Here is a 13,628-nt window from a genome sequence, read left to right on the forward strand (position 1 = left end):
AGAAAACCGGATCAGATGAAAGCATTGCACCAATACAATGCATTGCCCATGATGGTGCAATGGACACGACATCCTGGCGCGCCTGGGCGGAGCAGATGTCGACCGGGCTGGCCCTGGTCGATGCGCGGCTGCGCGTGGCCTGGATCAATCCGGCGCTGGCCGAGTGGCTGGATACCGGGCCGCGCAGTGCGGCCGGGCAGCCGCTGGGGTTGTTGCTGCACGAGCCGGACTGGCTGGCGCAGGTCGAGCGCGCGGTGGCCGAGCAGCGGCCGGTGCAATGGCGCGGCGTGAACCTGCTGGCGGGGCGTGGCCGCGAGCTGGCGGTGGACCTCGGGCTGCAGCCGGTGGACGGGCAATGGTTGCTGGAGGTGCATGCGTTGGCGCAGCTGCCGGCGGCGACCTCGCCGTTGTCGGCAACGCTGCGCGGCTTCGCGCACGAGGTGAAGAACCCGCTGGCCGGGCTGCGCGGCGCGGCGCAGCTGTTGCAGCGCCGCGTGAGCGACGACGATCTCAAGGCGCTGGCCGGCCTGGTGATCGCCGAGGCCGACCGGCTGGCCTCGCTGGCCAATCGCCTGCTGCATCACGACGGCGCGCCGCGGCTGGGGCCGGTGAACATCCACGAGCAGCTGGAATGGTTGTGCGACCTGCTGCATGCCGAGGCGGACGCACCGCAGTTGCGCCAGGACTACGACCCGAGCCTGCCCGACGTGACCGGCGATGCCGAACGCCTGCAGCAGGTATTGCTCAACCTCGCGCGCAATGCCATCGAAGCCGGCGCGCACACGCTCACCTTGCGCACACGTGTCGAGCACGGCCTGCGCGTCGGCGAGCGCGTGCTGCGCACGGCGCTACGCGTGGATGTGATCGACGACGGTCCGGGCGTGCCCGCCGCCTTGCGCGACACTTTGTTCGAACCGCTGGTCTCCGGCCGTGCCGACGGCAGCGGCCTGGGGCTGGCGCTGGCGCGCGAAATCGCGCGCGAGCATGGCGGCGAACTGCGTTTCGCCAGCCGGCCGGGCGACACCGTGTTTTCGCTGTACCTGCCGCTGGAGCGCCCGCATGAGTGAAGAGATCTGGATCGCCGACGACGATCGCAACGTGCGCTTCGTGCTGGCCGAAGCGCTGCGCGACGCCGGCCTGGCGGTGCGCGAGTTCGGCGATGCCGCCGCGGTACGCGAAGCGCTGCGCACGATGCGGCCCGCGCTGCTGCTGACCGACGTGCGCATGCCCGGCGAAGACGGCCTGGCCCTGCTGAGTGAGCTGAAGGCGCGCGGGCTAGGGCCGGTGATCGTGATGAGCGCGTTCACCGACGTCGCCACCACGGCGGCGGCCTATCGCGCCGGCGCTGCCGATTACCTCGCCAAGCCGTTCGACCTGGACCAGGCGGTCGCCGCGGTGCAGCGCGCACTGGCCGATGTGCCGGCCGCGGCGGCACCTCCTCCTGTGCCGGTGGCACCACCGCACGCGCTGCTGGGCGAAAGCCCGGCGATGCGCGAAGTGTTCCGCCTGATCGGTCGCGTCGCGGCGAGCGAGTTGAATGTGCTGATCACCGGCGAGACCGGTACCGGCAAGGAACTGGTGGCGCGCGCGCTGCATGAGGAAAGCGCGCGCCGCGACAAACCATTCGTGGCACTCAATACCGCGGCCATTCCCAGCGAATTGCTGGAAAGCGAGTTGTTCGGCCATGAAGCCGGCGCGTTCACCGGCGCGACGCGGCGTCATGCGGGTCGCTTCGAGCAGGCCGAGGGCGGCACGCTGTTCCTGGACGAGATCGGCGACATGCCGCTGGCGCTGCAGACGCGCCTGCTGCGCGTGCTGGCCGGCGGCGAGTTCTACCGCGTCGGCGGGCGCGAGCTGATCCGCTGCAACGTGCGCATCGTCGCGGCGACGCACCAGGATCTGGATGCACGCGTGGCGGCGGGGCTGTTCCGTGCCGATCTCAAGCACCGCCTCGACGTGGTGCGCATCGAGCTGCCGCCGCTGCGCCAGCGGCGCGCCGACGTTCCGCTGCTGGCGCAGCACTTCCTTGCCGCCGCGGCGCAAGAGTTGAAACTGCCGCCGAAGCGTTTCTCCAAGGCCGCACTGAAGGCAGTCGCCCAGCGGGATTTTCCCGGCAACGTGCGCGAGCTGGAAAATCTGTGCCGACGCCTGGCGGTGATCGCGCCCGGCGCGGAAATCCTGCCGGCGGACCTCGGCGGCGCCGCGGCCGCGCCGGCGCTTGGCGACTGGACCGATGCGCTGCGCGAATGGGCGGCGCAGGCGCTGGCCGATGGCGAGAGCGATATCCACACCCGCGCCCGCGAAGCGCTCGACCATACCTTGCTGCAGGCCGCACTGGCGGCGCACGGCGGCCACCGCCAGCATGCGGCACAGGCGCTGGGCGTGGGGCGCAACACGCTGACCCGCAAGCTCGGCGCATCGCGCGTGCGTCGGCCGACCAAGCAACCCTGAAGAACGATCCGGAGCCGATCCATGTCCGTTGCCGTACGAGCCGCCGACCGCGGCGACATCGCCCACATTGCCGCGTGGAACCTGGCCATGGCCTGGGAGACCGAGCGCAAGCGCCTCGACCCGGGAGTCCTGGAGCGCGGCGTGACGGCGGTCTTCGACGAACCGCGCCGCGGCTTCTATCTGGTGGCCGAACGCGCTGGCGTTCCGGTGGGCTGCCTGCTGGTGACGTTCGAATGGAGCGACTGGCGCGGCGGAGATTTCTACTGGATACAGAGCGTGTACGTGGTGGAAGAGGCGCGCCGCGGCGGCGTATTCCGCGCGCTGTACGACGCGGTCACCGAACGCGCGCGCAGCGCCGGCGCGGTCGGCGTGCGGCTCTACGTGGAAACCGAGAACGAGCGCGCGCAGCGAACGTATGCGGGACTGGGCATGGAACGTTGCCACTACTTCATGTACGAAGTGGCGCTGTAGCTTGCAGCCGGGGGCTCTGCGCCCATCTCGCTCTATGCGGTCAGGCTGACATTTCCGGTTGCAGCAGCCGTTCGAACTCGACCGCCGGCATCGGCGCGCCGTAGAGAAAACCTTGCAGCAGCCGGCAGCCGGCCTGGCGCAGGTAGTCCGCCTGCTCGAGCGTTTCCACGCCTTCGGCCACCACGCTCATTTCCAGGTTCTGTGCCATGGTGATGATGGCGTCGGCGATGGCGGCGCTGTCCGTGTCGGTGGCCACGTCGCGCACGAAGGTGCGCGGGATCTTCAGCACGTCGATTGGGAAGTGCTTGAGATAGGACAGGCTGCTGTAGCCGGTGCCGAAATCGTCCAGCGCCAGGCTGATGCCCAGTTCCTTCAGCTGCTGCATCAGCGCGCGGCTGTGGTCGCCGCCGGACATCACCATACGTTCGGTCAGCTCCAGCTCGATCAGCCCGGGCGGCAGGCCGCTTTCGCGCAGGATGTCGCGCAGCGCGTCGTGGAAGCCGGGCTGCAGGAACTGCGGCGGCGCCACGTTCACGGCGATCGATACGCCGCGTCCGGCGCGGTGCCAGGCGGCGGCCTGGCGGCAAGCCTCCTGCAGCGCCCATTTGCCCAGGGGGCCGATCAGGCCGCTCTCTTCGGCGACCGGCACGAACTGGTCGGGCCGGTAGATCTCGCGGCCGTCCACCTGCCAGCGCAGCAGCGCCTCGGCGCCCACGACCGCGCCGGTGAGCGCATCCACCTTGGGCTGGTAATGCAGCTGCAGTTCGCCGCGACGCATCGCCGCGCGCAGGTCGCGCTCGATGCGCATCTGCGCGGCGGGACGTTCGGTCATCGCGGGAGTAAAGAGCCGGTAGCTGTTGCGGCCTTGCATCTTAGCCTCGTACATCGCCGTGTCGGCGTGCCGGATCAGGCCTTCGGCGTCTTCGGCGTTGTCAGGATAGAGGCTGATGCCGGCGCTGAAGCTCATCGCGAACTCGGCCAGCTCGGGCGGCGGCTGTTCGTGCCAGCGGCGCATCAGCAGTTCGCAGGTCTTGGCTGCCTCCAGTGCGTTGTCCACATGGGGCAGCACCACCATGAACTCGTCGCCCGCGGTGCGGCTGACGATGTGGTCGCCGCCCAGCAGGCCGCGCAGATGCGCGGCGAACAGGCGCAGCAGCTGGTCGCCGGTCTGGTGGCCGAGCGAATCGTTGATTTGCTTGAAGTGATCGAGATTGATGAAGACCAGCGCGGCGCGTCCCTGCCGCCGCCGTGCCGCGGCGATCACTTGCGCCAGCCGCGATTGCAGCAACTGCCGGTTGGGCAGGCCGGTCAGCGTGTCGTGCTGGGCCATGTGCGCCATCTTCAGCACCAGCGCGCGGGTGGCGCTGACGTCATGGAACACCAGCACGCCGCCGATCACATTGCCGGCGTGATCATGGATGGAGGCGGCGGAATCCTCAATCGGCGTGCGGAAGCCGTTGCGATGCTCCAGCATCGCGTTGCCGCGCAGCTCGACGATGGTGTCGCGCCCGATCGCTTCGCGCAGCGGATTGCGCAGCAGTTCGTCGGCGTCGCCGTCGAGCAGGCGGAACACCTCTTCGATCGGCCGGCCCAATGCCTCGTGATGGCGCCAACCAGTCATCGCCTCGGCGATGGGGTTGAGGGAGGTGACGCATAGCTGCAGATCGGTGGTGATCACCGCGTCGCCGATCGAGCGCAGGGTGACCTCGGCCAGCTCACGCTCGCGGAACAGCGCTTCTTCGTAGGCCTTGCGCTGGCTGATGTCCTGGATCTGCGCCACCGCATGGAATGGCGTGCCGTCCGGCGCGCGCACCAGCGATACGCTCAGCAGCACGTGCACCACGCCGCCGTCGCGGTGGAAGTAGCGTTTCTCCAGCTGATAGGAGTCGCGCTTGCCTTCCATCAGTTCGCTCGCCAGTTCCGCGCTCTTGGCCACGTCGTCCGGGTGCGTGAGTTCGCGGATATTGAGTTGCAGCAGCTCGGACTCGCGGTAGCCGAGCATGTGGCACAGCGCGGCGTTGACGCGCAGCAGGCGCCCGTCCGGCGCCACCAGCCCCATGCCGATGGCGGCGTGCTGGAAGGCGCCGAAGAAGCGCTGCTCGCTCTCGCGCAGGCGCGTTTCCAGCGCATGGCGTTCGGTGATGTCGATAAGCACGGCAAAGACGCCGCAGACCTCGCCGTTGGCGTCGAAGTCGGGCTGGAAACTGCCGTGTACGTAGCAGCGCGAGTGGCCGCTGAACATCTCGCCCTCGTAGACCGAAGGGTGACCGCGCAAGGCCTGCTCCAGGCAAGGCCCGGCCTGGAGCAGGCTGGTCTCGTCCAGCAGCTCGGTGACGCGGCGGCCGATCAGGCGGTCCGGGTCTACGTCCAGCCAGGACTGGTGCGCGGCGTTGGCGAAGCGGATGCGGTGCTCGCGGTCGATGTAGGTGATCAGCGCCGGTGCGCCGTGCACGACACGAACGGGCCAGTCGGGCTCGGTCGACACCGTCCCGGCCTGCAGTCCGGATTGGAACCGCTGGATGCCCATACCGTCCTTCCGTCACCCCTGTAGGACGCTAGAGCCCGCATCATGCGCCAACTCGCGCCATGCGGGCAGGGGCAATGCGTGAAGGAATCGTCAGTGCAGCGCCTGGGCCGGCGCGGCCAGGCGGCCCTGTTCATCGAGCACGATACGGCCCAGTGCATGCAGCTCGGCCGGGATGCCGGATCGCTCAGCCAGCGCGGCTACCAGGGGGCCCAGCGCGCGCGGTTGCAGCGGATAGCCATGGGCCAGCACCCGGGCGCGGCCGCCCTCGCCACGCTGGGCCAGGGTGACCGCGACCACGCCCAGCCCGGGCGCTTCGTGCGCATGCAGGCGCGCCTCTCCGTAAGCGGGGTCGAGGGTGCCGAGTACTTCCACCAGGTAACCGGGTTCGGCCGCGGTGGCGGTGGCGTAGGCCGAATCCAGTGCCAGGCCGATGCGGTGCGCATCCAGCAGGGCGGCGTACTGGCGCAGTTCGAACAGCACGCCGGCCAGCTCGTGGGCGCGCTCGGCCGGCGTGCCGGGATGCGCGGCGATCCAGTCCGACGGGGATTGCACGGCCACCTTGCCGTCCGCGTAGCGCAGCGCGAGGCCGCGAGCGGTCAGCGTGTCTTCCGTGCGGTACGGCGTCAGCAGCGCGCATTCCAGCAGGCTCCACAGCGCGGCGAGATTGACGTGCTCGTACTGCACGCAGGTCATCGCGAGCAGGTCGTTGCGGCTGAGATAGCGTGCATGTTCCAGGTGTGCGCCCAGCGTGCGCATCAGCCAGTCTGCGGTGCGCGCGCCGGCTTCGCCGCGGCCGACCAGTTCCACTTCCAGCCGCTCGGCCAGCGTGTCGGCCAGGGATTCCGGCGCGAGCAGGCTCAGTGGCAGCAGGCGCATCGGGCCGTCGGCGTAGGCGGGGTCCGGCTCCAGCGGTTGCGCCGGCATGCGACCGTCGTGCGTGCCGAAGGCGACGACGTTGTCCAGGTGGCCGCGCGGTACGCGGCGCGCGAGTTCGTCCAAGGTCGCCCATGCGGGAAAGCCGGGGCGCAACAGTTCCACCGCGTCGAACAGCGCGCCCGCCACGGCAAGGCGGCATTGCTCCACCTCGGGCACCAGGGCGTGAAGGTCGGCGGCGGCCAGCGCGGCCAGTTCGGCCGCTTCGTCGCGGCTCAGGGTGGCTCGGTTCGGCGCTTCGCCGGGAGACAGTTCCAGCGCCAGCACGATGGGCAGGGCGACCAGCGACGAGGCTTCCACGTATGCGAACCCGAACGGCAAAGAACCGAAAGTCTAGCATCCGATCCGGCGGGCTTTCGCCGGGTAGCGCCGCGCGCTAGCCTTGACGGCTCAGGCCTCGCTGGACCCTCTAGGACATGGAAAACCCCCAGAAGCGCGTCGGTGTGATCGGCGGCATCCGCATTCCTTTCTGCCGCAACAACACCGCGTACGCCGACGTCGGCAACTTCGGCATGTCGGTCAAGGTGCTCGGCTCGCTCGTCGAGCGCTTCCGCCTGCATGGCGAGGAGCTGGGCGAGGTGGCCATGGGCGCGGTGATCAAGCATTCCTCGGAATGGAATCTGGCGCGCGAAGCGGTGCTTTCCTCCGGCCTGGCGCCGACCACGCCCGGCATCACCACCGCGCGTGCCTGCGGCACGTCGCTGGATAACGCCATCATCATCGCCAACAAGATCGCCACCGGCCAGATCGAGGCGGGCATCGCCGGCGGCTCGGATACCACCAGCGACGTGCCGATCGTGCTGGGCGAGCGCTTCCGCAAGCGCCTGCTGGCGATCAACCGCGCCAAGGGCTGGCAGGACAAGATGGCCGCGTTCACCCGCGGCTTCTCGCTGCGCGAACTGAAGCCCTCGTTCCCCGGCGTGGCCGAGCCGCGCACCGGCATGTCGATGGGCGACCACTGCGAGCGCATGGCCAAGGAGTGGCACATCGGCCGTGAGGCGCAGGACCAGCTCGCGCTGGACAGCCACAAGAAGCTGGCGGCAGCCTACGAGGCCGGCTTCTTCGAGGATCTGGTCGTACCGTTCCGCGGCCTGAAGCGCGACGGCTTCCTGCGTCCGGACTCCACCATGGAGAAGCTGGCTGCGCTGAAGCCGGCATTCGACAAGATCTCCGGCCATGGCACGCTCACGGCGGGCAACTCCACCGGCCTCTCCGACGGCGCCGCCGCGGTGCTGCTGGCGAGCGACGAATGGGCGGCCAAGCGTGGCCTCAAGGTGCAGGCATACTTCCGCGACGCCGAAGTGGCCGCGGTCGACTTCGTGCACGGCGAGGGCCTGCTGATGGCGCCCACCGTGGCGGTGCCGCGCATGCTGGCGCGCCATGGGCTGACCTTGCAGGACTTCGATTTCTACGAGATTCACGAGGCTTTTGCCGCACAGGTGCTGTGCACGCTGCGCGCCTGGGAAAGCGAGACCTACTGCCGCGATCGCCTGGGTCTGGACAAGCCGCTGGGCAGCATCGATCCCGCCAAGTTGAACGTGCACGGCTCCAGCCTCGCGGCCGGCCACCCGTTCGCCGCCACGGGTGCGCGCATCGTCGCCACGCTGGCCAAGCTGCTGGAACAGAAGGGTTCGGGCCGTGGCCTGATCTCCATCTGCACCGCCGGCGGCATGGGCGTCACCGCCATCCTCGAGCGCTGAGGCGCCCACGCCAAGCCATGTTCCGCCTGCGCACCACCACGGGGTTGAGCCTGCTCGCGCTGGCCATCGGCGTGGTGGGCACCGCGTGGCTGAGCGACCTGACCGCCGGCTGGACCGGGCCGGACCGCGTCGCCGCCAAAGTCCGCGCCGAGGTGCCGGCGCCTCGGCGCGCCCGCGCGGCGAGTCCCGTACCCGTCCGGCTACCGGCACCGGCCCACGTCACGCACCTGCCGCCGGTGGAATCGGCGCAGGCGGCTACCGCGCCGGCCGAAGATGAAACACCTACGCTGACGCCGATCGAGATGCCCTCGGCGCCGGCGTCGTTCTTCGCGCGACGCGTGGCGCGCGAGGGGCGCGTGGTGCTGCGCCTGTCGGTGGACGGCCAGGGCAAGGTGATGCATGCCGCAGTGGATCAGTCCAGCGGCGATCCGGCGCTCGACCAGGAAGCCGTGCAGACCGTGCAGAGCTGGCGCTTCGCCGTGCCGGCCGGTCATCCGGAAGGCATCAGCGGAAATCTGCCGATGCGCTTCGACGCCGGGGCCTGAGCGTCAAGGCGTCGCCTTAAAGAATCCCGTTGGCGCCCGAGCCGAACGCGGTGATCAGCCGCGTATAGATCAGCTTGGGCGAGATCGCGACTTCGGGGAAGTCGCCCACCGGCTGATAGCAGCTGAAGAAGTTCGGATCGCTGGGCCGCATCGGCGTGCAGCCTTGCTTGAGCTCGTAGCTGGTGGCGTAGCGGTACGGCCAGAAATCGAACAGTGGCAGCGCGGCCGAGAGATCGCCGATGGCCGCGTTCAGATCCGACAACAACGGGATCGAGCGCTGGCGCGGCGCGATCACCCAGGCGTTCTCCGGCTGCGTGTCGCGCATGATCGCCATGCGCAGCTGCTGCGCGAAGGCAGGGTCGTACACGATCACGCCGGCCTCGGTGTTGTAGTGGTCCGAGCGCGGATCGAAGTTGTGCGAGCCGACCATGGCGAAGCGATCGTCCACCACGATGGATTTGGCGTGCAGGCCGAAGCGCCGGCCGGGGCTGATCAGCGGCGCGGGCCGATTGCGCTTGCCGCCGCGACCCAGCAGAGCGCTGCGCGTTTCGGTACCGACGAAGCGGCGCTTGCTGGCCGGTCGCTCGCCGCCGGGGCCGTCGTCGGCGCTGGCGTAGGCGTTGTCCTGCGCCGGACCCAGGGCGCGCGGCTTCATCTCATAGATCTCGAAGCCGTAGCCGGTGAGATAGCGTTTGCGGTGCTTGTACGACATCGCGTACACCGCGAAGGCGTCGGTGGAAGCGAGGGAGTTGGTGGAGACCACGATGCGCGGCGGATCTTCACCCTTGTGCAGCCGATCGAAAATCTTCCGCGCGCGTTTGCTCATCACCAGGTAGGGCGTCTGCAGTACCACTTCCTGCTTGGCCGAGCCGACCATGCGCATCACGTTGGCGGTGAACTCGCGCGCCTGGCGCTCCTTCGGCTGCTCGGTCTTGGCAGGGAAATCGCTGAAGAACTCCACCGGTGACGTGGTGCGCAGGGTCGGCGCCACCAGATATTCGTCCAGCCAGTCCGGATCCTCGGCTTCTTCCTGCACGCGCGCCACGCGCTCGGGGTGCAGGTAAGTGGGATCGCGCCACGGCGTGGGCGTGCCGTCGGTCAGCAGGCGATAGATGTCGCGCAGGTGCGTCAGCGGTACCGAGCGCTTGTGTGTCCAGAAGCGCTCGAAGCTCTCGCCCATCGCCTGTGCGGCCGGGCCGCCGACCATGACGTCGCGATCGACATAATCGAAGTCGTTGTCCCAGTCGAAATAGCGGTCCTGATAGTTGCGCCCGCCGGTGATGCCGATCGCGTCGTCCACCAGCAGGACTTTGTTGTGCATGCGCTGGTTGAACTTGAAGAAGCAGCACATGATCCCGGCGGCGAACTCCACCGGCGAGGTCTCGGCCTCGTGGAAGGTCGGGTTGTAGAGGCGGATCTCGAGATTGGCGTGCGCGCGCGCCAGGCGGGTCAGCCAGACGTTGTCGTTGAAGGAGAACAGCTGGTCGGCCAGGATGCGGACCTTCACGCCGCGCCGCGCCGCGCGCACCAGCTCGTCGAGTACCAGCTGGCCGGCGTCGTCCTGGTCCCAGATGTAGGTCTGAATGTCGATCGAGCGCCGCGCCGCGCGGATGAGGTTGATGCGCGCGACCAGCGCGGGTTCGCTGTCGTTGAGCAGGGTGACCACGTGCACCGGCTGCTGCGGCGTGGAGGCGGCGATGGCGTTGCCGGCGGCCTCGAGCAGTGGCGAGGACTGGGCGCAGCGGTCGGCTCGGTCGCAATCGACGCGATGGTCGGTCTGCGCCGCCACCATGGCGTCAGCGCGCCGGATCTTGGCGGCCGACAGGGTGCATCCCGGCAGCAACGCCGCGGCAAGCATGAGTATGAGAACGCGGATCCGGCGCGATGGCATCGCGTGATGATACGGAGCACCAGCCTGCTTCGTCGCGGGGGCGGCTGGTATCCGCGCCCCGGACAGCCAGCGTCGATTCATGGCGCCGCGGCGTGCTCGATCGCGATGACCAGGCCGAGGCGGACCTGGTCGGACAACGCGGTGCGATGGCCGGTCATGCCGAAATCGCTTCGCTGGATGTCGCCGCGCACTTCGATGCGGCAGTCCTGCGGCCGCTCCAGCGGGCAGGGCGAGGGCAGCAGTTCGAAATGGGCCGGCCGCGATACGCCGCGCAAGGTGAGCGTGCCGAACAGCTTGCCGCCGCGCTCCAGCGCCGCTACCGGTACGGGTTCGGAGACGAAACGGATGCTGGGATAACGCTCCACGTCGAAGAACTCCGGCGCCAGGACCCAGCGGCGGAAGCGCTCGGAGGACATGTGGATGCTGTCCACGGCGATGCGCGCATCGACCACGGCCTGGTCGCGCTTTGCGCTCAAGGTCACGTCGCCGTCGATGCGCTCGAAGCTGCCGGTGACCTGGCTGAGCCATAGCAGACGCACACCGAACTCCGCATGCGAGCGCATGGGGTCGATGCGGTAGTCCGCGGCGTGGAGCGTGGATGCCGCGGCGAGGGCGAGAGCGAGGGGAACGGCGGCGCGCCAGCGTCGGCGCCCGCGATTCATGGCGACCAGAAGGCTTCCAGGCGGGCGTGGCCCGGTTCGAAACCCTCGTCCGAATGGAATACCGCGATGCCGGCGGGCGGCATGCCGCGGTATTCGTCGGAGCGTCCCTCGGCGAGCAGCGCGACGAGGCGCTCGATTCCGGGGTTGTGGCCGACCAGCAGGACCGAATCGGCGTCGCCGTGATCGTCGAGCAGAGCCAGCAGCTCGCCCTGCGTGGCCTCGTAGATGTCTTCGCAGAGTTCCGGTTCCGGCGCGCCCTGGACTTCGGCCAGCGCGAGCGTCGCGGTGGCGCGGGTGCGCTCGGAGGGCGAGCAGAGTACGCGGCCCGGCCGCTGCTGACCGTGCTTCTTCAACCATTGCTCGAGCCAGCGGCCCGCGGCGCGCGCCTCCTGTTCACCCCGTCCGCTCAGGCGGCGCCCCAGGTCGTCTCCGCCGGGCTGTGCAGGCAGGGCTTCGGCATGGCGCAACAGGATGAGTTCTCGCATGGACGGCTCCGAATGGCAGTTGCGCGCTAGGGTGGCTCAATGCTGGCGTTTGATCCAGCGCAGAAGTTGCTTCCAGTCCTCCTGGTGGTTGCGCACCTGCTCGGAGGAGTAGTCGAAGATGCCCTTGCCCAGGGCGGTCAGGAGCACATAGGCCTGGCTGTCGCGCAGCTGCGCCACCAGCGGGAACGGCGAATGGCCGGCCAGTTCGTCCATCGCGTCCTGGCTGGCGCGGGTCCACGGCTTGAGTCGATTGCCCACCACCGCGACCGGCAGCTTGCCGCGCTTGATGCGCGGGATCTCCTGCAGGTGCTGGAGGAAGGCCAGCGTGGCGTCCAGGTCGAAGGTCGAAGGCAGTGCCGGTACGAGCACCACGTCGGCCTTCTCCAGATACGGTTCCAGCTCGCGTTCGTGCGAGCCGGCCGGAGTGTCGATCAAGGTGCGCTGGGTGTCTTCGGGCAGTTTCTCCAGCGCCCTGCGCCCGCCCTCCACCGCCAGCACGCCCGGCACGTTGGTGTCGGCGCGGCGCGCGGCCCAGCGGAAACTCGAACCCTGGCGATCCGCGTCGACGATCGCCGTGTGTTTGCCGTCCTGCGCCCAATGCGAAGCCAGCTGGGTCACCAGCGTGCTCTTGCCGCAACCGCCTTTGCTGCTTGCTACCAGCACCGTCAGCATGCGTCGCCCCTGCGTCCAAGGTGGACCCAAGGGTACATGGGTTGGGGGAACGGGCAACAGGGACGGGAGGACGGAACGGGCGCCTCAGCCGTTCCCTGCGGAAGGCGCCGCGCTCGCGGCCGGATGAGGATCCCAGTCGGCCGGCGCATCGGTCGGCACCTTGTAGTCGCGCAGCGCGGCCAGCACCAGGCTCATCTCGGTGCCGCCACTGCGAGCCAGGGCGAGCAGGTGCTGGGTGAGCGCCAGGTCGCCCTGGGCACGGGCGGACAGCTGGGCGAAGTTCTGCACCTGCCAGACCAGATTGCGACGGGCGCGCCTGGCTTCTTCCTGCTGGGTCGCGTCGGCGGCCAGCACTTCGCGCAGATGCAGACCCAGCGAGCGGGCCAGCGGGCTGGAACCCCATTCGAGCAGGCGCCCGAGCTTGAGGCAGTCATCCTTGAGCGCGGCGTCATCGCCGGCCTGTTCGCACAGCTTGGAGGTGGCTTGCAGGCCCGGTTGCGGCTGGGTGGCGGCCAGGCCGAACACCAAGGTGAGCTGCACGCCGGCAGCGCCGGTGGGCGAGGCCGGATTGATGGTCGCCGGCGGCGGCGGCAGCACGCTCACATTGGCAGCCAGGGCCTTGAGGCTGGCGCCGGTGTAGTCGTCGTAGAGCTTGGCGGCGGCGGCCTTGGCCAGATCCTCGCGCGCCGCGTCCCGTTTGCCGTTGTGGCTGTCCTGGCCGAGCTTGAGCAGCCAGACGGCGGCATTGTCGGGAGCCTGTTCCACCAGCTTGGCGAGCGCGTCGGGGTTGGGGCAGGCATCGGCCTTGGCGTCGCAGTCGCTCAGGCGCAGCCACGTCACCGCCGGAGTGGCGTCGTCGGCTTTGGCCGCGCGCTCGATCAGGGCGTGGAAATCGCTGTACTTGGGCTGGTTCGGCAGGGGGCGTGACAGCAAGGCCGCGCCGAGCAGCGGCATCGCGTCGGCGCGCGGGGCCAGCACGCTGACCAGGTCGCGCTGGAAGGCGAGCAGGGCATCGTTGCGCGCATCGTCGTTCTTGCGGGCTTCGGTCTTGGCCTTGGCATCCGCCTTGGACGGCGACTTGGCGGCGAAGGCCGGCGTGATCGTCAAGGCGCCGGCGAGGGCCAGGGCGAAATAGCGCCATCCGCGCATGCTGTTCTCCGTCCGCAAGAAAGCGGCCAGCATACTTACTCCGCATTAAGCCTGCCTGATCTGCCGTGCGGGCACGGCAGGCACGGCGCGCCACGCTTGCTAGCATGGCCCCTTCGTCGCACGGGCGCGTTTGCACGCCCCG

At 69.2% G+C, this 13,628-nt stretch carries 12 protein-coding genes; 5 read left to right on the top strand and 7 right to left on the bottom strand.

Annotated features, from left to right (window positions below; translation table 11 throughout):
- Positions 1–59 precede the first annotated feature (59 nt).
- The 3 genes from ACNR9O_RS21315 to ACNR9O_RS21325 are packed head-to-tail and all read left to right on the top strand — an operon-like array spanning position 60 to position 2,922.
- Entirely contained in the window at positions 60–1,067 is a 1,008-nt protein-coding gene (locus ACNR9O_RS21315; RefSeq protein WP_473684988.1) for a two-component system sensor histidine kinase NtrB, read from the top strand.
- Entirely contained in the window at positions 1,060–2,451 is a 1,392-nt protein-coding gene (gene ntrC, locus ACNR9O_RS21320; RefSeq protein ID WP_473684986.1) for a nitrogen regulation protein NR(I), read from the top strand. The genes ACNR9O_RS21315 and ntrC overlap by 8 nt, the downstream gene beginning before the upstream one ends.
- Positions 2,452–2,472: 21 nt before the next feature.
- Positions 2,473–2,922: a GNAT family N-acetyltransferase gene (locus ACNR9O_RS21325; RefSeq protein WP_473684984.1), complete on the top strand. Its 450-nt coding sequence runs from the start codon at positions 2,473–2,475 to the stop codon at positions 2,920–2,922.
- Between the two features lie 40 nt (positions 2,923–2,962).
- On the opposite strand, the gene ACNR9O_RS21330 is transcribed toward ACNR9O_RS21325, so the two are convergent.
- On the bottom strand, positions 2,963–5,449 hold the full coding sequence (locus ACNR9O_RS21330) for a sensor domain-containing protein (protein ID WP_473684982.1): 2,487 nt from the start codon (positions 5,447–5,449) through the stop codon (positions 2,963–2,965).
- Between the two features lie 90 nt (positions 5,450–5,539).
- A complete protein-coding gene (locus tag ACNR9O_RS21335; RefSeq protein WP_473684980.1) occupies positions 5,540–6,682 on the bottom strand; it encodes a hypothetical protein in 1,143 nt (380 codons plus the stop codon).
- Positions 6,683–6,798: 116 nt separating this feature from the next.
- Between ACNR9O_RS21335 and ACNR9O_RS21340 the strand changes: the two genes are divergently transcribed.
- Both ACNR9O_RS21340 and ACNR9O_RS21345 read left to right on the top strand, forming a co-directional pair.
- A complete protein-coding gene (locus ACNR9O_RS21340; protein ID WP_473684978.1) occupies positions 6,799–8,082 on the top strand; it encodes an acetyl-CoA C-acetyltransferase in 1,284 nt (427 codons plus the stop codon).
- Positions 8,083–8,099: 17 nt separating this feature from the next.
- Complete coding sequence (locus ACNR9O_RS21345) at positions 8,100–8,627, top strand: energy transducer TonB family protein (protein ID WP_473684976.1); 528 nt, start codon at positions 8,100–8,102, stop codon at positions 8,625–8,627.
- Between the two features lie 16 nt (positions 8,628–8,643).
- Here the strand turns inward: ACNR9O_RS21345 and ACNR9O_RS21350 are convergent, their stop codons facing one another.
- From ACNR9O_RS21350 to ACNR9O_RS21370, 5 genes are all read right to left on the bottom strand, one after another.
- Entirely contained in the window at positions 8,644–10,485 is a 1,842-nt protein-coding gene (locus ACNR9O_RS21350; RefSeq protein WP_473684974.1) for a phospholipase D-like domain-containing protein, read from the bottom strand.
- A 110-nt stretch (positions 10,486–10,595) separates the two neighbouring features.
- Positions 10,596–11,180: a YceI family protein gene (locus ACNR9O_RS21355; protein ID WP_473684972.1), complete on the bottom strand. Its 585-nt coding sequence runs from the start codon at positions 11,178–11,180 to the stop codon at positions 10,596–10,598.
- Positions 11,177–11,665, bottom strand: a complete 489-nt coding sequence (locus ACNR9O_RS21360) for a SixA phosphatase family protein (protein ID WP_473684970.1) — start codon at positions 11,663–11,665, stop codon at positions 11,177–11,179. Before ACNR9O_RS21360 ends, ACNR9O_RS21355 begins: the two co-directional genes overlap by 4 nt.
- 36 nt (positions 11,666–11,701) lie before the next feature.
- Positions 11,702–12,337: a nucleotide-binding protein gene (locus ACNR9O_RS21365; protein ID WP_473684968.1), complete on the bottom strand. Its 636-nt coding sequence runs from the start codon at positions 12,335–12,337 to the stop codon at positions 11,702–11,704.
- An 84-nt stretch (positions 12,338–12,421) separates the two neighbouring features.
- On the bottom strand, positions 12,422–13,486 hold the full coding sequence (locus tag ACNR9O_RS21370) for a hypothetical protein (protein ID WP_473684966.1): 1,065 nt from the start codon (positions 13,484–13,486) through the stop codon (positions 12,422–12,424).
- Positions 13,487–13,628: the final 142 nt, after the last annotated feature.

This window comes from Dyella sp. CR10 (genome assembly GCF_055814425.1).